Here is a 19,876-nt window from a genome sequence, read left to right as displayed (position 1 = left end):
TGGCGACGAACGCGGCGCGCCCGCGAAGGGTCAGTACTCCTTCCGTAGTTCTCCGGGCAAGGACATAGTTCCGCCTCCTCGGCTGCGTTAAACGCCAGTGTTAGCTCGCGGTAGCGCAGATGGGGGGATCGCTTTCAGGCGGGTGCCATTGCATTTGATACGGAGCACCAAATGGCTTCCACGCTGAACGAGAAGTTCGCGGAAGGGCAGGCCGCGGGCTTGGAGCAGCAGCTTTCGAACCTGGCGCGCGAAGCGGGAATCAGTCCTTCGGCCCCGCCGACCAGCATGAAGACGTCTCGCCCACCGCTGGCAACGAGTTATCGATTGTCGGATTGGCGCTATGTGGCTTTCGTCGGGTCTTTGGCTGCATCCATAGGTGTCGCTGCCTGGTGGCGGTCATCCTCCGTTGATACGGCGATGATGGCCCGCTCAGATCCGAAACCTCTGACACAGGCGGCGCCGGTAGCCGCTGCGCCGAAAGACGTCGCGGCGGCTGCTGTTGCCCTGTCTTCCGAGTTGGCGCAGCAGCTCCAACCGATGGCGCGCGATCTCGCTGCCTTGAAGCAAACGGTCGAACAGCTCAAGGTGAGGCAAGAACAATTGGTCCGAGACAATGAAAATCTCACGAGCCAATTTGCGGCGAGCCGGGAAGAAATGGCGCGCAACAACAGTACCGTCGACCAGATCAAGGCGACCCAGGTCCAGATGGCGCGCGAAAGCCAGGCGCTTACCGAGCGGGTCAACGCAAGCCAGGAACAACCCGCAAACGTCATCGCCAGCCCTTCAGAGCCAAAGGCGATGCCCGAAGCGCCAACGATGATGCTCGAAGAGCCAACGATGATCCCTGAAGAGCCAAAGGTAATGCCCGAAATACCACTGCCGCGTCCGCGGCAGGCGGCCACTGTCGGCCAGGCGCAAAAGCCGACGCCAACCCCGGCGCGGCCGCAAGCCAAAAAACCGCAACCGTCATTCGCATGGCCATGGTCAGTGCGCTAATGCACCCGGCCGCCTAAAACCAAGAGCCGCTATCGCACAAAAATTAATGGGGCTCCCGATCGGCCGCGGCCAACTGGCTGTGGCGCGAATGCGGATCTCGAGTGTCGGATACCTAATCCGTTGCTCAGTGTATGGCAGATATCCCAAAACAATCGATATCCGGAGTTTCGCCAAGCGCGTTATCTGTGAGCGAACACGGCGCGCAAGACGTCTGGTGTGCGCACTTCCTCGTGCACATTGCACACGAGACCGCGGGTGCAGCAAGCACCCGGCATTCCCTGCTCCCTCATTTTAGAGGAAAGGAATTTTTAGCAGCCTCGAGAGCAAGTCGCGCGGCGAGAAGGTGAAGAGCCGCGCGCCAGCGTGACGTAGCTTGCGGCTCCTCACGCTTCGTTTTTGGGCGTGTACTTCCCGAGCACGCATTTGTAGCGCTGCAAATGCCATTCGCGATACGGGCCCTTGGCGAGCCAGTCGGCAATTCCAATCTGCGCGTGGACCGTGCAGGCGTTCATGGTGATGCCGGACTGGTCACTGGTGGTGACGACTTTTTCGAGACAGAGCTGGCTGTTGCAGAGAACGGCGACGAGAGTGACGAGCATGGCGACCTTCGTTGCTAAGGAATATCCAATTCGTTCAGCCAATGCAGGGTTCATGCCAACATTGGTGCACGCCGTTTTTTGGACGCTCCCTACGCGAATTGAGCTGCAAAGGCGCAGCCCTTCCGTAGCCGTGCTTTTTCGCACGGGCCGGATACCAACAACGCAAGTAAATGGAAACTGCGCTGAGAGTAGGGGCGGGCAGGGCCGATTCGCAAAGCGTAGAACTACGGGATCGTGCCGGAACGGCCGTAACTGTCTTAACGCTGCAACAGTTCTGGATTGCGCCGCCTGGGTTCGCGGTGACGCTCGCGGGCAGAAATCGCACACTTCGCTGGATGGGTAGAGCGAAGCGAAACCCATCACCGTCCCGGGCAGCAATTGATGGCTATCGCTTCCACCTTCTCGTTGAGCTACGGCGGACAAGGCGCTCCAGCCATCCTGCAAATTGGGCACACTCGAAGAGTGAGGGCGACGAAGCCGCAAAATTTGGATTGTCGGACTGATTTCGTCTCCAAGCGCATTTCAGACTCATTCCGAACGTCGCGCGATGCCCGTTTCGCGTTCCACGTGTAGAGCGGTTCCCTTCCGAGAGCAGGATGCGGCATTAGTGCAACAACCATCGTCCTAAATTTCGGAAGGTACATCGTTAAGAAGCGGCAGCCTGCGCGTGCAGATATAATCGCATCGACGAATCCGAAACGGAGTTTTCGATGTCGAAGTTTGCGATCGGCGAGCAAGTCGAAAACGTTGCCAACGATCACGAGTCGGGCACGGTTGTTGCAGTATTTCCGACCGTTGACGGAAGCTTTAGATATGCCGTCGACACGGAAGGTTACGGCACACTCCAGTTCTTCGCCGAGGAGAAACTGGCTTTTGCCGCTATGAGTTGGGGAGCCACATGACGGGCCGTGCAACCACGCAAGCGATCTCCGCGTCCGAACCGACGAAGGGCGACAGCGATGCTGTGCGCATCAGGCATCAGCTTGACGCTTGGGCAAATGCCTCAAATCGCACGCCTCGATTGGTGGCGACACCTGCGGAAGATATCAGCGTTGAACCATCCGGCGAGGCGCCCTTGCCGGCAACGAAGCGCGGCCGCTCCTCTCCGGCATCCAGGGCCGCCAAGGGGAGCAAGGCCAAAGCAGCCAAGACAACCAGGGCCAAGACAGGAGAGGCCAAGACAGGAGAGGTCAAGCCGGAAGAGGCCAAGACAGCCGAGGCCGATGGCGAGCCGGAGGCGCCCGACGCGCCGCCCGAGGCGCTGACGGTATCCGCAGCACCCACCGTGCCGGAGGCCGTTGCCGCCACGCCGGAACGCGCCCGCACCAGCCGCGCCTTTGCCCTTGTTGCAGCACTCGCGCTGGCGACGGTTGCTGCCTATTTTTCAGTCGCAGGCATGGCCGAGATATTTCCCGGCGCGCCGGTTGCGGTCATGGTGCTCGCCGCCACGATGGAGGCCGGCAAGCTGGTGATCGCCGGATGGCTGGCCGCGCATTGGCGCCGGACCAACTGGAAAATGCGCGCGGTCATGGTGGCCCTCGTTGCCGGCCTTGCGCTCATCAACGCCGCCGGTGTGTTCGGCAAGCTGGTCGAGGCGCATGTCAGCGTGGCGGCCACGTCGCGTTCTGGCGTCACTGAGCGGCTTGAAGCACTCGACGCCCGCGTCACGGCGCAAACGGCTGCCGTTGCCGATCTTAACAGCCGCATTGCGCAAATCGACCGGGCCGTGGACGAATCGACGCGGCTTGGCCGGGTGACGCGGGCCATCAATATAGCAACGCAGCAGCGTTTGACGCGGGACGGGTTGGATACGCAGCGGCAGGCGGCAACCGCTACGCTGGTCGGGCTGCAGGCGCAACGCGCCGCGCTGGCCGGTGAACGTTCCCGCATCGAGGCATCCGCAGGCCCGATCCAGTATCTTGCAATGATGGTCGGCGCCGCGCCCGAAGTCGCGGTGCGATGGCTGATATTGTTGATGGTGCTGTGCTGCGATCCCGCAGCGATCGCCTTGACGGTCGCGGCGGCTGGTTCGCGAGCCAGCGAGTCGAGATGAGAGCCGACTGCAGTAGCACTTCCCCAAGCGCTGGTGATGGCTGCGTTAACGACGAGATCAACCATCGGCCAACGCAGCATCAGCAACGACTCGCCTAAAGCCAACATTCGGGGTATAAGTATTCCCCATGAGTTGGGATGCGAAAGACGTAGCGCTGCTCAAAGAACTCTGGGCCGCGGGCCACAGTGCCGGTCAGATCGCCAGTCGGCTTGGCTACAGCCGCAACGCGGTGAGCGCCAAGCTGAAGCGCATGGGCCACAAGCGGAGTCACAAGCCACCGACGGCCAACCCCAGGATCGTGGCGGTGCCGACGCGAAGGCCGGCGTTGGCGGCAGCCTGCGCCCGGCCGGTGGATCGAGTGGTGTCCACGCGGAAGCCGGTCGCGAAGCAGACCAAGGAACTTGCCAAGGAGCTCACCAAGCGTGAGCTTTACGCGATGCTGGCTAATGCGGTCAGGAATACCGGCTGACGCTTGCTGTCGGTCTGGTCGAGAGGATCGGTATGATCGATCCGCTCCTAATAGCCTTCCCGCCATGCGCGGGAAGAGCAGGCTTGAACCGGCTACATGGTCCTCGCTCTCGCGAGTTTCACGTTCTTGGCGATTTTCGCGGCCTTGGCCATTTTAGCGGCCTTGGCAATTTTAGCGGTCTTGGCCTGCTTCGTCTTGCTGCGATCGTTCCGCGCAGCCTGCCGGCTGCTCTTCTTGACCTTCGATTCCGCGACCTGGGTTTTCCTGGGCTTCGCTTCCGCCTCCTGCGTTTTCGCTCCGCCGCGGCGGGAGACATATTCCTGGCCGTCGATCGGCGCGACGTGGGGCGGATCCCTGTCAAGATAGGGACGACCGGTTCCATAGTCCTTGCCGTTTGCGTCGATCCACTTCCAGAGCTTCTCGGTGGAGACCCATCGCTGCGCGCGGCTGTTGCCTTTGACGCTCACAATGTCGGCTGCAAGCCCGCGGCCATAGCCGCCACGGGTACTGCCGCCATGGTAGGACCGGTCGGTTGCCGCCTTCAGGCCGCTTGCGATTCCCTGGCGGTAGTCGTCGCGGAACGCGCTGGTGATGCCGGGCGACAGTCCGGCCTGCTCAGCGGCGTGAAGGGTGTGAAACAGCTTGAGCTTGAACTTCCGGTCCATGCCGCCGATCACATAGTCCATCATCGACATGCCGGCTCTTTCAGCGGCCTTCGGGTCCTTCCAGGTAAAGTCCTCGTCGACACGCCTGGTGAAGGTCCTGGTGACAGTTTTCGTCTTGCCCTTGCGCTTGATCGTCACCTTGCGCTGTTCATACACCTTGATGGCATCGACCTTGGGCGCCCGCTCGTAGAGAGCCCACAGATAGCGATCGATGCAGATCTCCGCGACCAGGCACTCCTCGTTGATTTCGAGGGTGGGGATCGCTGGCTGGGCATTGTAAGGCACCGCATCGGTCGGGCTGACCATCGCTACATCGGTGGACGGTTCCTCGGGCGACAGCACCTGCGAAGGATCGGCCAACGAAATCTCGAAAAGCGATATCGGCTCATAACGAAGGTTCGCCGTCGCTTCGGCGACTTTCGCCATCACGGAATCGGTGGCTGGCGCCACAATGACGTCACCGATATCGGCACTCGCCAGAACGATCTTCTGCGATGGCTCCGTGGGCGCGGCGTTTGTGATGACAGTTGGTTCGCGGCGTTCCACGATGGACACCGCGCTGGTGCTCTCGATCGCGGCCGCGCGAGTGTTTTCGATGGAAGCGCCGACGTGCTTGATGGGAGCCGAACCGAAGCCCGCGAGCCAGGCAAGAACACAGCTCGCGAGGGCGGTGCCCGCGAGAGCGTTGATTCGGCGCTGCGCCTTCGTCGCCAATCGCCATGGGTCCATGATCCGGCCTCCCAAGGCTCGCATGAGCCTGATTGCATAGCCAAGCACACGACAGCGCTCATTCTTCGGATTGCGAAATGAATGCGCAACGGCCGGAGACTACGGGATCATCTATTTTTTAGAAGGTGTTGCTTCAATACCACGGGCCGCAGCATGGAACTTGCTGTGCCATTCTGCGACGGATGCGTGCGAGCCGCATATTCAGAGCAAGCTCATATGGCGGATTAGCGTAAGCGTAATCCACCATATGGTTCGTCGAGTCGTGCTCACGGTAGTGGGTTACGCTTCCGCCTTCGCTCTGCGAGCTACGGCGGACAAGTCGCCGACCCACCCTGCGGACTGTCACCCCAGCAACACCGTGTCCGCGCCGTTCACGGCTTCCGCGCTGTCGGTGACCGTCTTTTCCAGCGATCCCGCCTGCACGGTGATGTTCTCGGCAAAGAATCGCGCCACCGTCACGTAGCGCTGCGGATCGCCGGCGTCGCCATTGCTCTTGGCGGCCAGCGCTTCGCCGGCCAGCATGCAGCCGCCGAGCGTTGAACCAAACAAACGGAGATAAGGCGTGGCGCTCGCCAGCGCGTCGTTCGGCGCGGAGGCCACGCGCTCCAGCAACCACTTGCTGGCGCGCTCCAGCGAGCCGAGCGCGTCGCGCAGTTTTGCGCCTGTGGTGCCAAACGCGGGATCGTTCGAGGCCTCGACCTGCTTGACGATACCGCCCAGTTCATCGAGCAGGGCCCAGACCGAGGCGCCGCCGTTTGCCGCGAGTTTTCGCGTCACGAGGTCGATCGACTGGATGCCGTTGGTGCCCTCGTAGATCGTGGTGATGCGCGCGTCGCGGTAATGCTGCGCGGCGCCGGTCTCCTCGATGAAGCCCATGCCGCCGTGAACCTGCACGCCGAGATAGCTCACTTCATTGCCGATGTCGGTGGAGAAGGCCTTTGCAATCGGCGTCAGCAGCGCGCCGCGCGCGGCGGCGTCAGCCCGCACCTTCGCGTCCTTGGCACGCACGGACACGTCCATCGCCACTGCGGTGGCGTAGCAGATCGACCGCGCGGCGGCCGTCATGCTGCGCATCTGCAACAGCATGCGCTTGACGTCGGGATGCTCGATGATCGGATCGAGCCCGTCGCCTTGTCTGCCGATGGCGCGGCCCTGCTTGCGTTCCTGCGCAAAGGCCAGCGCCTGCTGATAGGCGCGGTCGGCAATGCCGACGCCTTCGAGGCCGACGCCGAGGCGGGCCTGGTTCATCATCGTGAACATGCAGAGCATGCCGCGATTTTCCTCGCCGATCAGGTAACCGATGGCGCCGCCGCGATCGCCCATCGTCATGGTGCAGGTGGGGGAGGCGTGCATGCCGAGCTTGTGCTCGACGCCGGACGGATAGATGTCGTTGCGTGCGCCGAGCGAGCCGTCGGCATTGACCATGAATTTCGGAATGAGAAAGAGCGAAATACCCTTGGTGCCCGCGGGCGCATCGGGCAGGCGGGCCAGCACGAAATGCACGATGTTATCGGTCATGTCGTGGTCGCCATAGGTGATGAAGATTTTCGTGCCCTTGATGCGGTAGCTGCCGTCATCAGCGCGCTCGGCGCGGGTGCGCAGTGCACCGACATCGGAGCCGGCCTGCGGCTCGGTGAGCTGCATCGTGCCGGTCCATTCGCCGGAGACGAGTTTTTCCAGATAGATCTGCTTCAGTTCATCGCTGCCATGGGCATCGAGCGCCTCGATGGCGGAGAGCGTCAGCAGCGGGCAAAGGCCGAAGGCGATGTTCGACGCGCTCCAGATTTCGGTACAGGCCGCGTTGATCGCCATCGGCAGGCCTTGGCCGCCGAAGCCTTCCGGCCCCGACACTGCGTTCCATCCGCCCGCGATCCAGCGCTGATAGGCGTCGGGCCAGCCGGGCGCGGTCGTCACCTTGTCGTCGGCGAGCTTGATGCCGTGTTCGTCGCCTACCCTGTTCAGGGGCGCCAGCACGTCGCCGGCGAATTTTCCGGCTTCCTCCAGCACGGCCGCGGTGATGTCGCCGTCGAAGTCGCCGTAATGGCCGGCCTTCACGGCCGCCTGCAGGCCGGCACCGTGGTTGAGCGCGAGCAGGATGTCGGAGATCGGCGCGCGGTAAGTCATGACCATAATCTCGCTTTGACGGGAACGGAGCTGCCGTATTCCCACGAAACCGGGGTTGTCTCAACTCTCCGATGGGCGGTATTGGGCCGCGCCAGGGGGGTGTGAAACCGGCCGGGGGCTTTCGCGTAAGCGGCCCTAATATAAAGTGTCACGCTTCCGGGGGCTGATTTCGAACGAAATTCGGGATTCCAGCCTGTTGAAATGACCTGACACCCTCTATAGACCGGGCGTTGTCCGAACCGGTTCGCGCAAGGGGGTATCGTCCGCGCGCGCTCCGGTTCAGCCTGTTGGGGCGTAGCCAAGCGGTAAGGCAGCGGATTTTGATTCCGCCATTCGGAGGTTCGATCCCTCCCGCCCCAGCCAGAATTTATGCAATGAAATCAGGCGCTTTTCGATCTGCCGGCATTTTCGTTCTGAACGCTCTCACCTGTCGCATTCTGAACGCCTGTTGCTATTTGGTTCGCCAATGCATGAGCGTGGCGTTTCCTCGTGGCCGAGAGCATCCGCGCCTCCGTGCGCTTCGCATATCCAGCGTAACTTTCTCGCGTGCGGTGAGCGGACAGCGCACGGCCCTGACCTTCAGTAAGTTCCGCTTCTTCGAGCTCCGTCATTCCGCCGTGTCGGCAAGCATCCAATGTGAAGATGGACGGCAGGCCGACTTCCTTCCTCATCCGCTGGACGATCTTTTGCATGCCAGAGAACGAGTAGGGCTTGGAGACGCCTTCTTCGACTACTCGGAGTATCATCGGAACGCCACGCCGCGAAAGTTTGGCGAGAAACCTTTCGGCGTCCTCGTAGAATCTTACAACCGTCCCGTCCGGCAGTACTTCTTCTAGTGGATGGTCGATCACGGCGCCCGTCTTATGGTGCTCGATGCGGATCGTCGGCTTTGGTCCTATGCGATACCCAGTCCATTTGATATGACCGGCAATGACGTTTTCCGGCCGCTGCAACCATTCGAAGCAGATAACCGCGCAGGCCGCACATTCGATCTCACCGTGCTCCAAGCAGCCGTTCGCAAACGCATAGACCTGCTCCCGCGTCACGGCCGGTTTAACCAGCTTCACGCGCGTTGCCATCGTCACGCCTAACCACGGGTTCGGTATTTCTTTAGGGAATTCTCCCGGGTACAACCGATGCACAACGCGCCAAGCCTTCCGACATAGAACGATTAGCTTTTCCGCCGTCCGCAGGCGGTTGCCTTTTCCGCCCTTTACAAAGCGGTCATAGAGCTTGTCCGCGCCTAATGGTGTAACAGACTTGATAGGACGACTGCCGACGCGATCACCGCGATTAGTCAGAGTGTCGCAAATTTCGCGCATATTCCATTCATAGTTGCGGCGCGATCGAGGATTGACCTTTTCGAGGTAGGCCCGGCTCTGCCGGTACTCTCGGAAGAGCCAATCGATGCTGCCTATGCGCGGCGCCTCCTCGCTGGAGATGGGAAGACCTTTGCGGGCATCGTTCCATTCATCGAACAGCCCGTTGAGGGTTTCGGCCCTGCCACCCTCGCCACATGCCTTGGCGTAGTCCGTTCCCAACGGTTCGTTCGGGAGGGGGCAGCCCATCTTCCGGTACTTTGTAGGAACCGTGTAATAGAAGGCAGTCCTTCCGGAGGCGAGAATCTTGGGAAGAACGTGCCGCGGCAATTTTACTGTTACAAATCCTCGGCGATGTCGGCTGCCGACGCCTGTTCCGGAGGCAAAATAGCTGCGTCTAGATCGTCCCTCAACCATAGTCGTCGACGTCCCTCACTTACCCTCGGCAAAGGATACTCCGCGCCGACTCGCTTTAGGAAGTCCTCAATTGTCCGCTCTCCGCAGTAGCCGGCGGCTAGATCAACGGCCATTCGCCTGGGCCAAGCCCCATTCGGTATCGCAGCTGGTTTGCTCATATCTTACTTCGTTCCCGAAGGAGATGGCGACAGTCAGAACGCAGATCTAGAGGCGTGAATGCGCTGAGCGCCTCGCCGGCGCTTCAAGGAATTCGCCCCTCGTTCACTTCCCGCACGGGATATCAAACGCAAAAGCCAACACTTTGCGAGGGCGATCCCGGTTCATTCGGCAATCGGACACCGTAGGGTGCAATTGGGAAACCCGCCGACTATGCCGGTGCGCGATCAGGAGGTCGCGGCAGGGGGCACCTGGAAGGTCTCGCCGTTCTCTACGCCACGCCGGCCCGCGAGGCGGATCGCGATCTTCAAGGAAGCCACTCGCCTTGAGATCGACTTCCTAGAAATGGACTGGCGTGCGGGCCAGCATGTTGAATAGCCACTTCGGCAGCCGTCAGGCTAATAACCTGAAGGTCATAGGTTCAAATCCTATCCCAGCAACCAAATTATTAAATGAAAACAGCGGGTTGATGTTTCCTCAGCCCGCTGTTTGTTTAGAAAAGTAGCTGGCACACACCTGGCACACTCCGGCACACCCCCTGACGAAACCACACAATTGTGGTAGGTTCCCTTCAACGGGAGCTTTGGTCGTGGTCAGGCACGAAATTCTTGGGGGATTGGTCCAACTTTACAGGCGCGAGCGGAGCCACCATTGGCACTGTAGCGCGTCCATTGACGGACATCGCTTCCGCGCGACAACCAAGGAAGAAGGCTTGGAACAAGCCAAGCAGTTCGCGGAAGACTGGTACCTTGGCCATCGAGGCAAGGTGAAGGCGGGGTTGGTCAAGAAGCGCGAGAAGTCCTTCCGCGAGGCCGCCGCCAAATTTGAGGAAGAATACACCACCATCACTGAGGGGCAGCGTAGCGCGAAGTGGGTGCAGGGCCACAGCATCCGCATCCGGCTGCACCTCAACCCATTCTTCGGTGATCTTGGCTTGTCCGAGGTCAACCCCGGCAAGGTGCAGGATTATCGGGTGCATCGCGTCACCCCGCCCCCGGTTGAGACGTCGGCGGGGGACGATGCACAGGGCCCCGAGGCCGAGCCACCGGTCTACAAACCACCGGCCCGCAGCACTTTGCATGACGAGATCGTCACTCTTCGGCTGGTGCTCAAGACCGCGATCCGCCACGGGTGGCTCGCGCATTTGCCGGACCTGTCGCCTCCCTACAAGACGCGGGGGAAGATCGCGCACCGTCCGTGGTTCAGTCCTACGGAATACAAACAGCTTTATGAGGCGGCGCGCGACTATGCAAAGCAGTCGCATGGCAAACCTTGGCAATGGGATGCCGAGCAGGTCTACGACTACATCCTGTTCATGGCCAACACTGGCATGCGGCCCGATGAAGCCAAGAACCTCCAGCACCGCGACGTGACCATTGTGGATGACGCGGCGACCCGCGAGCGCATCCTCGCCATTGAAGTGCGCGGCAAGGTGGGCTTCGGCAACTGCAAGAGCATGCCGGGCGCCGTGCGCGTCTATGAGCGTTTGTTGAGCCGTCCCAAGCCGGAGAGGGGCAAGGCCAAGGAAGAGGGCAGCGGCAGACAATTGCCACGGCCTACTGACCCGGTGTTTCCTGGTCTCCATATCAAGCTGTTCAACGGCATCCTGAAGCGGGCCGAGCTTAAGCTCGATCGCGAAGGCCACAAACGCACGGCCTACAGCCTGCGGCACACGTACATCTGCATGCGGCTGACGGAAGGCGCGGATATCTACCAGATCGCCAAGAACTGCCGGACCAGCGTCGAGATGATCCAGAGGTTCTATGCAGCGCACATCATGAACTCACTCGATGCGGCTGCGATCAATGTCATGAGGCCCACGCCGCGACAGCGGCGGAAACCGGCAGACCTCGCCGCTGGCGAGGACAGGCGCCCGCAGGCTGCGCAACCGATCATTCTCGCAGAGCCTCCAGAGAGTTCTGCCGAACTATAGGCTCATTTCGTTTTGCTTACGGGGCCGCTTGGCATACTTGGCCCCGCTACCGGGCGCTTGGCGACCCGGCTCTCGCGCCGCTTGGTGCGGGCGCGCTTTCAGGGGCTTGGCCCCACTTAAAGACTAGTCGATCTATGGAGCTTTCTGCGCGCTTGGAGAGCAGCGCCGGCTCGCTCATTTTAGACTACAGCTAATGCAACCGTCTGGTCTTGGCTCGGCAAATCACGGCATAATGGCGCATGAACCCACCCACAACTTTCCTGCCTATCCAAATCTGAAAAACAGCATTGAAGTCGCCAATGAATATCGGTCAAATTGAACAAAACGTCCAGGAATTGGCACGAAACGTGTCTCGGGAGACGTTCGTGTATGATTTGCTTGCCGCCTACGGTTTACCGAAAGCATCGATTACGCGGCTCCAGCAGGGCTCGTACAATCTTTCGAAGGTTGAAGGCGAAATCCTCTGGAAGAAGAAGCTCTACTTCCGTGCGCTCGTTGATGAGGATCTACATGGGTTCATCGACACCCGTCGAAGAGAAGTGGCGATAACAAAGCAGGCCCCGCGCTTTATTGTCGTTACAGATTTTGAAACGATCCTGGCCTACGACTGTAAGACCAAAGACACTCTCGATATCGCTTTAGAAGATCTGCCACGCCATTTTGACTTCTTCTTGCCTTGGGCAGGTATGGAGAAGGCGCAAGCCAAGCCGGAGAGTCAGGCCGACGTAAAAGCCGCCATGAAAATGGCGAAGCTTTACGACCTCATTCGCCAGGATAACCCGGATCGCTATGGCGACACGGCATCGCTTCACGAGTTAAACGTATTTCTGTCCCGTATCCTTTTCTGCTTCTTCGCAGAAGACACTGAGATTTTCGAACCCAAGTTATTCACCAACAGCATCGTTTCACACACCCAGCCGGACGCAAGCGATCTAGCCGCGTATCTGGACAGACTATTCGACGTACTCAATGTACCCGAGCGCGGTACGCCCAGCCTGCATCATCTTGGAACTTTGCTGGACCCACTAAACGACGACCCACGCACAACCTTCCCAGCGTATCTCAAGAAGTTCCCCTACGTGAACGGCGGGCTCTTTGCCCAGGCGCTGCGCTGCCCCCAATTCAGTGCTCGAACTCGAAAGATGCTGATTGAATGCGGCCGCGATCTAAACTGGTCTGAAATCAACCCCGACATCTTCGGGTCTATGATGCAGGCCGTCGTGCATCCCGACGAGCGTGGCGGCATGGGCATGCACTACACGTCTGTAACCAACATCATGAAGGTGATCGAGCCTCTTTTGCTCACCGAGTTGTATAGGGAGTTCGAGAAATTCCAAGATGACGAAAAGCGGCTTCAACGGCTAATCGAACGGCTTTGGACAATTCGCATATTCGACCCCGCCTGCGGCTCAGGTAACTTTTTGATTATTGCATACAAAGAACTGCGAAAATTAGAGATCGAAATATTCAAGAGGCTCCAGGAAATCAGCACTCAAAAATCGTTGCCAATTTCCGGATTGACCTTGGCACAGTTTTTCGGAATCGAGCTTGACGATTTTGCGCATGAGATTGCCATCCTTTCATTGTGGCTCGCAGAGCACCAAATGAATGTAGCGTTCAAAAACACCTTCGGCCAAACCAGACCTTCGCTGCCGCTCAGGGAGGGAGGAAAGATAGTCGCTGGAAACGCGCTAGAATTGGAATGGGACACAGTCTGCCCGAAGGCCCCGGAAGCTGAAATATATATCCTGGGTAATCCGCCGTATATCGGCGCCAGAAATCAGAGCAAGGAGCAGAAGGCCGATCTTTGTCACGTGTTCGAAGGGCACGAAGAATACAAAGACTGCGACTACATATCGGCCTGGATTTTAAAAGGTGCCGACTACATTGAGGAGACCGAGGCCTCGTTCGCATTCGTTTCTACAAACTCGGTTAGCCAAGGCGAGCAAGTTGCCTACATCTGGCCTCGTGTTTTTGCGCGCGGCCTTGAGATAGGATTCGCCCATCAGTCATTTCGATGGTCGAACAACGCAAAATCAAATGCTGGTGTGACCTGCGTAATCGTGGGAGTACGCACAATCAGTAATCGATCCAAGTTCTTACATTCAGGCACCACCGTTCGGGAAGTAGAAAACATCAGCCCTTATCTCACCGGCGGACGCACGGTCTTCGTACGAAGGACATCAACATCGATCTCAGACCTGCCCCAAATGGTGATCGGGAACATGGCGCGCGATGGCGGCCATCTCATTCTCTCCGCAGAAGAGGCAAAGCATCTTGCGGATCATTTCCCTGAGAGTCGGCCGTTAATTAGAAAGTTAATCGGAACAGACGAACTTATAACAGGAAAAGAGCGGTTTTGCCTGTGGATTGAGGACGATCAATTAGCAGCCGCGCAGGCGATTGCGCCAGTTAGAGAGCGCATAAGCGAGGTACATAAGTTTAGGATGGCGTCGAAGGCCAAGACCACTAACGGCTACGCTCGTATCCCGCATAAGTTTGCACAGCGCTGCTTAAAGGAGGAAGACTCGATTGTTGTTCCGTCAACTAGCTCTGAGCGCAGAAGCTACGTCCCGATAGGCTTCTTCGGTCGGGGGCTGGTCATCACCAATCTCGCCAACGTTGTTTATGGCGGCGACACTTTCATCTTTGGACTCCTGACATCCCGCATGCACATGGCCTGGATAAGGGCGATCGGCGGAAAGTTTGAGACTCGCCTAAGGTACACACCGGAGATGTGCTACAATACGTTTCCTATCCCTTCGATCAGTGGAGAGCAAAAGAAGAGCATACGGGCTAACGTCTTGAATATTTTGGAAGAGAGAGAAAATCATCCTGAGGCGTCGATGGAAGCGCTTTATGATCCTGATACGATGCCCGCGCCGCTTCTTCGAGCGCACACTGATCTGGACCTCGTCGTAGACCGTTGTTACCGAGCAAAGCCCTTCGGTACGGACGAGGAGCGCCTCGAATTTCTCTTGAGGCTCTATGAAAAAATGACGCTGCCCAAGGAAGAACCCGCCGATGCCTGACATTGTTCACGTAACTTACGCACGGACGGGCGAAAGCACCAAGATTAGCCCGATGGGCATGCGGGAGATGCAGGAGCGCGCATATCAAGCGCGGGACGCCCAGTACTTGCTGTTGAAGGCTCCCCCGGCATCGGGAAAGTCTCGGGCCCTCATGTTCATAGCCCTCGACAAGCTTCACAACCAGGGACTCAAAAAAGTCATTGTCGCTGTTCCCGAGAAATCAATCGGCGGATCGTTCGACAATACGGACCTTACAACGCACGGCTTCTTTGCTGATTGGATTGTTAGTCCGGCTTTTAACCTCTGCACCCCGGGTGGGGACAAGAGCAAGGTCGCGGCCTTCCAGCGATTTCTAGCTGGTAACGAGCGAGTGCTAGTCTGCACTCATGCCACATTGCGCTTCGCGTTCGAGGCAACGGAAGAAAGCGCGTACAATGACGTGCTGCTAGCCATCGACGAATTTCACCACGTCTCGGTGGACGCGGAAAGTCGCCTAGGCGAGTTGTTGCGTTCGATCATGGACAAGTCATCGGCCCACCTTGTTGCGATGACGGGGTCATACTTTCGTGGCGATAGCGTGCCTATACTTGGACCCGAGGACGAGGCTCGCTTTACCAAGGTGACGTATAATTATTACGAGCAACTGAACGGTTATACTTATTTGAAGTCACTTGGTATCGGCTACCACTTCTACCAAGGACGCTACACAACTGCCATTCATGATGTTTTGGATACGAACAAGAAGACCATTTTGCACATCCCAAGTGTGCAGTCTGGCGAATCGACGAAGCGAAAACACGACGAGGTTGATGCGATACTCGATGGCATCGGAGAGGTGGTGCGCCAAGACCCGATGACGGGTGTTATCTTCGTTAAGCGTCGAACGGACGGACGGGAAATCAAGATTGCTGACCTCGTTCACGATACCGCAGTTGAGCGGGACAAGATTGTCGACTATTTGCGTCAGATTAAGCGCCCTGACGATATGGATCTTATCATCGCCCTGGGGATGGCGAAGGAAGGCTTTGACTGGTCGTTTTGCGAGCATGCCCTTACGGTTGGATATCGCGGTTCGCTCACCGAGATAATCCAGATCATCGGGCGGTGCACCCGCGATAGTCCGAACAAGAGCCACGCGCAGTTTACAAATTTGATTGCGCAGCCCGACGCCGACGACGACCTCGTCCGACTTTCAGTGAATAACATGCTCAAAGCAATTACCTGTTCCCTCCTGATGGAACAGGTTCTTGCGCCGAATTTCAATTTCAAGACGAAGCGCTTCGATGACGAGGAACAAGAGCCCGGCAGCATCAAGATTAAAGGCTTCCTGGAACCTAGCACGGAGCGGGTGAGGCAAATTATCGAGTCCGACTTGAACGATTTGAAGGCGGTCATTCTCCAAGACGACACGATGATAAAGGCGTTGCCGGGGAACGTTGATCCCGAGGTAATCAACAAGGTAATGATTCCAAAGATTATTAGGATCAAGTATCCCGACCTTAGTGACGCGGAGGTCGAACAAGTGCGCCAGCACGTGGTCGTCGACTCGGTGATTAAGAATAGTGAAATCAAAGAGACAGGCGATCGGCGGTTTATAAGGATGGCCGGTCAGTTCGTGAATATCGACGACCTGCACATCGACTTGATTGATTCAATCAACCCCTTTCAAAAAGCCTTTGAGATTCTATCGAAGTCCGTCACAAGCCGCGTTCTCAAGGTGATCCAGGAGACGATCGAGTCCACACGCATCCAAATGTCGGAGGAAGAAGCCCTTCTTCTCTGGCCGAAAGTTAAGACCTTTTTTCGCGTGAACGGCAAGGAACCGGCCTTAACTGCGCTCGACCCGCTTGAACGAAGGCTCGCCGACGCGCTCATCTTTATAAAGGCACAGCGTAGAGCCCAGGGATTGTGATGGAGAAGGAGAAGCTTTTAGCGCTCATTGCCGACGATGATCTTGGTTTGTTGAAGGTCAAGCCGAGAGGCGCAAGTGCGTCTTCATCGGCTGACCGGTTAGTCGCATCATTCGGCGAAATTAACGACTTCATCCGAGCGCACGACCGGGTGCCAGCGCCCAATCAAGACAATGTTCAGGAGTATCGTCTTTACAGTCGACTAGAGGGTATGCGCCGGGACCCCGCTAAGGTCCTCCCTCTTGGCGAATACGATGAGTTTGGCCTGTTGGCGGACGTCAAGGAAATCAAAACGATCCAGGACGTCTATGAGGACGACGAGTTTGGCATTTTGGCCAATACTACCAACTCGATTTTTGATTTGAAGCACGTTCCCAAACAAACGACGATGCCTGAATATGTCGCAAGCCGTAAGCAATGTGAGGATTTCGAGCAGTTTGAGCCGCTGTTGGTTCAATGTCAGGCGGACCTTCGATCTGGAAAGCGGAAGTTGTGGCCTTTTGCCAAGGAACAGCAAATTCATGAGGGCCTGTTTTTCGTTCTGAGGGGTATACTGCTTTATGTTGCGGATGTTGGCGACCGCGAGATCACCAGCGGCAAGAACAATGCGCGGCTGCGTTGCATATTCGAGAACGGCACCGAGTCCGACATGCTACTGCGCTCCTTGGCGGCGGAGCTTTACAAGGATGGGCGGCGAGTTTCTGCACATGAGGACCATCTTCTCGACGGCTTCGACACCATCTCTGACTCAGACCAGGAGACCGGTTTTATCTACGTGTTGAAGTCACGGAGCGAGCGGCCCGAAATCGCCGACATGCAGAACCTTTTCAAGATAGGTTTCTGCCGAGGTGCCGTTGAAGAGCGCGTGAGGAACGCCACGCAGGACCCGACATTCTTGATGGCGCCAGTGGCAATCGTGACCGCGTTCAAATGCTACAATATGAATCCGGTGACGCTAGAACAGCTACTTCACCGCTTTTTTGGAAAATGGTGTTTGGCCGTGGACGTCTTCGACCGTGCAGGCCAGCGCCACGTGCCGCGAGAGTGGTTCGTTGCACCGCTTGATGTAATCGAGCAAGCCATCCATTTTGTGATAAGCGGCGAGATTGTCCAATTTGAGTATGATGGAGATCGGCAGGAGATCGTCGCTCGGCTGTGACTGAGCGCTGCACGGTGTTTCACAACCGTTTCACAGATCTGTGCCCGGTTCGAGACCGGCCGCCCCACCATTTTACGGATTGTTGGTGATCTCGATATCCTGGTTAATCACCGCGCTCTCAACGAAGTTGCCGAGCATCTGGGCCGTCGAGTTGTAGATCGACGGCTGGTCCTCCGGACCGCGCAAGGTGAGCACGAATGCTACCTCCTGCGGGCCGACATCGCTGTTGGTTTGCCAGCCGAACTGGAACAGATCGCGCGCGAAGACGCGCGCATACAGGCGGAGTTGGTTGCCGGAAAAGGCCAAGCCGCCGCCTTTCGCGAAATCCCGGGAATGTCTACGGACCGGCTGCCACTTCTTCAGATTCTCGCGCGCATCATTCTCGGGAAGTGTTGACTCCATCATCGAGCCTAACAGGGACTTCCACTCATCTTGTTTCGTTGGATGCTGGTACGAGAGCGACGTTTCGAGGCGCGTAGCAAAGTAGTTGGTTTCGGCAAAGGGCGACACAACGGGTTTGAGCACGGCCGTTAGGCTCGCCCGGCCGAGCAGTTTGCCGTTATGGATCATCTCCGGCGGAATCGGGATACCGGTCCAGTAGTACGCCGTTCCTGGCTGCAGCTGAGCCGTCCAGGTTAGCGCCACGGTGCCCGGCGCACATGTCCACGGCATAGTTCCCTGGTACGGCGTTCCCCACCCGAGTTGCGGGTGGTGCTCATCGAGTTCGCTCGCACTCACCAGGAGCGCTTTCACGAGATCAGGCGTCGGGTTGCGGAGGTTGGCGAACGTATGCGCCGCCAGCGACGACACCAGCGTCGTCGGATAACTGCTGCCGGTATCGGTGACACCGCCGATCATCCGAAGCTCAGAAAACCAGGATACATCCGGCTTGAGCATGCCGTCGGGACCCGGCCCGCCAAGACAGCGAGGACAAGGCCCTGCAGGGCTGCCGCCCGCATCTGCTTGTCGGCCACCAACCACGATCGCTGCTTCACAGTCAGCCGGCGGCTCAGGCCGAGTTGTACCCGCCGAAGATACGTTGCCGACCGATACGACCGGTAGAACGCCGAAGTGGCGGCTTAGGGTGGCCAGTTCGTGGCCAAGCAGGCTCACCGCGTCCGGGCTAGCACCAGGTTGGTTGGCAGAAATATTCCAGACCTTTGTATCCGGGTGGGTCCGCATAACGTCGGCAAGGTGGTCGATGAGGTCTAGTTCGTCGATCCTAGCATTGGTGTTGCGCGCGGGAACAGCCTGCACGGTTCCGATACGGCAGTCGAGATCAGGTAAGACACGGTTTGTGTTCCAAGCATGCCCTTGAACGACCAGCGAGCTGATGGCGCTACCGTGAACACGGTCCGCCTGTGCATCGGTGACGAACTTGCGCGCGCGCCACGCTTCCGCACCTGCATAACTCGGTGCATGAAGGCCACCGTCGACCACACCCACAATCGGGGCGTCAGCCACGTTAACCGGCGTGGTGGGATGAGCACCTTCGCCGGGCGCAGCAACCCTGATAGGACGCACCGGATCGATCCGGTAGGATGCCCCCGAGGCTAGCAACTCGAAGAGGGCCTCGCGGGTCGCGATGCGCACAGTTCCACGACCGACTCCCGTGTTGCGGTAGTTGCGCATCGCGCGAGCGATGCCAGACTGTCGCTGCGCAGAAGCTACCTCTCGCGAAGAATCAACCGAACCGGGCAACGCGGGGCCGGTGGGGCCAGGAAGCAGCCTCGTGTGAGGGAATGTCGGCAGCAGAATTTGTTGCTGCGAGAGCATCTCGACTCGCTCTAGCAGGAGCTCGCGGGCCTGCCGTGTGCGAAACGGTGCAAGCCAAACCACAAAAAGGCGCGCGCCATCCTCTTCCGGCGCTGACTGCCATAAATCGTCAATTGATCGGCCCCGCGCGCGGTCGGCTGGGCTGAAAGGCGTCAGGCTCTCAACGCGTGAGATGTCAGCCTGAACCGGATAGTTGACGGGATTATCGATCGCGCGGGCAAGCCGACCAAGCTGCTCCAGGTCAGCCTCGATAAGGTATCCGCCATGGTAAGGCGCCACGAGACGGCAACCGTTGACCGGGCTGAAGAGGTCATCGGGCGTATGCGTGGGAGCCAACGAATCCTCCGCGAACATGCGCACCACAAGGTGCGCCGTGCCGGCAAATGACGGGAGATCGCTTCGCGAACTGAACAGACTGCGGGCTGAAGCAGCGAGGACCCTTTGCTGGGTTGGGAGGCGCGCGACCACGACGCTTCGCTGGCCCTTGCCGCGCGCGCTGGGCGACTCCGGTTTTGGGTCCATTTGCAGACTCAGAACCG

General features: G+C 58.6%; 13 protein-coding genes, 2 tRNA genes and 1 pseudogene. 11 read left to right on the top strand and 5 right to left on the bottom strand.

The features are described from left to right. Nucleotides 1-219 precede the first annotated feature (219 nt). Complete coding sequence (locus ACVWVY_RS40275; RefSeq protein WP_456631576.1) at nucleotides 220-996, top strand: hypothetical protein; 777 nt, start codon at nucleotides 220-222, stop codon at nucleotides 994-996. A gap of 383 nt (nucleotides 997-1,379) precedes the next feature. Here ACVWVY_RS40275 and ACVWVY_RS40270 read toward each other — a convergent pair whose 3' ends face one another. After that, nucleotides 1,380-1,595 (bottom strand): hypothetical protein, encoded by a 216-nt coding sequence (locus tag ACVWVY_RS40270; protein WP_456631575.1) that lies wholly within the window; start codon nucleotides 1,593-1,595, stop codon nucleotides 1,380-1,382. Between the two features lie 710 nt (nucleotides 1,596-2,305). On the opposite strand from ACVWVY_RS40270, the gene ACVWVY_RS40265 reads away from it, so the two are divergent. From ACVWVY_RS40265 to ACVWVY_RS40255, 3 genes are all read left to right on the top strand, one after another. Continuing rightward, nucleotides 2,306-2,497, top strand: a complete 192-nt coding sequence (locus tag ACVWVY_RS40265; protein ID WP_456631574.1) for a hypothetical protein — start codon at nucleotides 2,306-2,308, stop codon at nucleotides 2,495-2,497. Next, on the top strand, nucleotides 2,494-3,648 hold the full coding sequence (locus ACVWVY_RS40260; RefSeq protein WP_456631573.1) for a hypothetical protein: 1,155 nt from the start codon (nucleotides 2,494-2,496) through the stop codon (nucleotides 3,646-3,648). Before ACVWVY_RS40265 ends, ACVWVY_RS40260 begins: the two co-directional genes overlap by 4 nt. A gap of 127 nt (nucleotides 3,649-3,775) precedes the next feature. Beyond that, nucleotides 3,776-4,117 (top strand): GcrA family cell cycle regulator, encoded by a 342-nt coding sequence (locus ACVWVY_RS40255; RefSeq protein ID WP_456631572.1) that lies wholly within the window; start codon nucleotides 3,776-3,778, stop codon nucleotides 4,115-4,117. Nucleotides 4,118-4,209: 92 nt separating this feature from the next. Here ACVWVY_RS40255 and ACVWVY_RS40250 read toward each other — a convergent pair whose 3' ends face one another. Together ACVWVY_RS40250 and ACVWVY_RS40245 are read right to left on the bottom strand one after the other, a co-directional pair. Beyond that, nucleotides 4,210-5,511, bottom strand: a complete 1,302-nt coding sequence (locus ACVWVY_RS40250) for a hypothetical protein (RefSeq protein ID WP_456631571.1) — start codon at nucleotides 5,509-5,511, stop codon at nucleotides 4,210-4,212. Between the two features lie 342 nt (nucleotides 5,512-5,853). Further along, nucleotides 5,854-7,635 (bottom strand): acyl-CoA dehydrogenase, encoded by a 1,782-nt coding sequence (locus tag ACVWVY_RS40245; RefSeq protein WP_456631570.1) that lies wholly within the window; start codon nucleotides 7,633-7,635, stop codon nucleotides 5,854-5,856. 288 nt (nucleotides 7,636-7,923) lie between these two features. On the opposite strand from ACVWVY_RS40245, the gene ACVWVY_RS40240 reads away from it, so the two are divergent. Beyond that, nucleotides 7,924-7,998: transfer RNA gene (locus ACVWVY_RS40240), tRNA-Gln, on the top strand. A 17-nt stretch (nucleotides 7,999-8,015) separates the two neighbouring features. Here the strand turns inward: ACVWVY_RS40240 and ACVWVY_RS40235 are convergent. Continuing rightward, nucleotides 8,016-9,176: a hypothetical protein gene (locus tag ACVWVY_RS40235; protein ID WP_456631569.1), complete on the bottom strand. Its 1,161-nt coding sequence runs from the start codon at nucleotides 9,174-9,176 to the stop codon at nucleotides 8,016-8,018. 557 nt (nucleotides 9,177-9,733) lie between these two features. Here ACVWVY_RS40235 and ACVWVY_RS40230 point away from each other — a divergent pair. The 6 genes and pseudogenes from ACVWVY_RS40230 to ACVWVY_RS40205 form a co-directional block, all read left to right on the top strand. After that, a pseudogene (locus tag ACVWVY_RS40230) lies at nucleotides 9,734-9,905 on the top strand (thiaminase II); the annotation flags it as partial. Then, nucleotides 9,884-9,970, top strand: a tRNA-Ile gene (locus ACVWVY_RS40225). The pseudogene ACVWVY_RS40230 and the gene ACVWVY_RS40225, both read left to right, overlap by 22 nt. Before the next feature lie 269 nt (nucleotides 9,971-10,239). Continuing rightward, nucleotides 10,240-11,460 carry a tyrosine-type recombinase/integrase gene (locus tag ACVWVY_RS40220; protein ID WP_456631568.1) on the top strand — a complete coding sequence of 407 codons (1,221 nt, stop codon included), beginning with the start codon at nucleotides 10,240-10,242 and terminating at the stop codon, nucleotides 11,458-11,460. 299 nt (nucleotides 11,461-11,759) lie between these two features. Continuing rightward, nucleotides 11,760-14,492: a DNA methyltransferase gene (locus ACVWVY_RS40215; protein ID WP_456631567.1), complete on the top strand. Its 2,733-nt coding sequence runs from the start codon at nucleotides 11,760-11,762 to the stop codon at nucleotides 14,490-14,492. Further along, complete coding sequence (locus ACVWVY_RS40210) at nucleotides 14,485-16,404, top strand: DEAD/DEAH box helicase (RefSeq protein WP_456631566.1); 1,920 nt, start codon at nucleotides 14,485-14,487, stop codon at nucleotides 16,402-16,404. Before ACVWVY_RS40215 ends, ACVWVY_RS40210 begins: the two co-directional genes overlap by 8 nt. Next, a complete protein-coding gene (locus ACVWVY_RS40205) occupies nucleotides 16,404-17,561 on the top strand; it encodes a GIY-YIG nuclease family protein (protein ID WP_456631565.1) in 1,158 nt (385 codons plus the stop codon). Before ACVWVY_RS40210 ends, ACVWVY_RS40205 begins: the two co-directional genes overlap by 1 nt. Nucleotides 17,562-17,633: 72 nt before the next feature. Here ACVWVY_RS40205 and ACVWVY_RS40200 read toward each other — a convergent pair whose 3' ends face one another. Next, on the bottom strand, nucleotides 17,634-19,859 hold the full coding sequence (locus ACVWVY_RS40200; protein ID WP_456631564.1) for a S8 family peptidase: 2,226 nt from the start codon (nucleotides 19,857-19,859) through the stop codon (nucleotides 17,634-17,636). Nucleotides 19,860-19,876 lie beyond the last annotated feature (17 nt).

The organism is Bradyrhizobium sp. URHC0002, from assembly GCF_054059515.1.
This window is presented reverse-complemented; position numbering and strand designations above follow the sequence as displayed.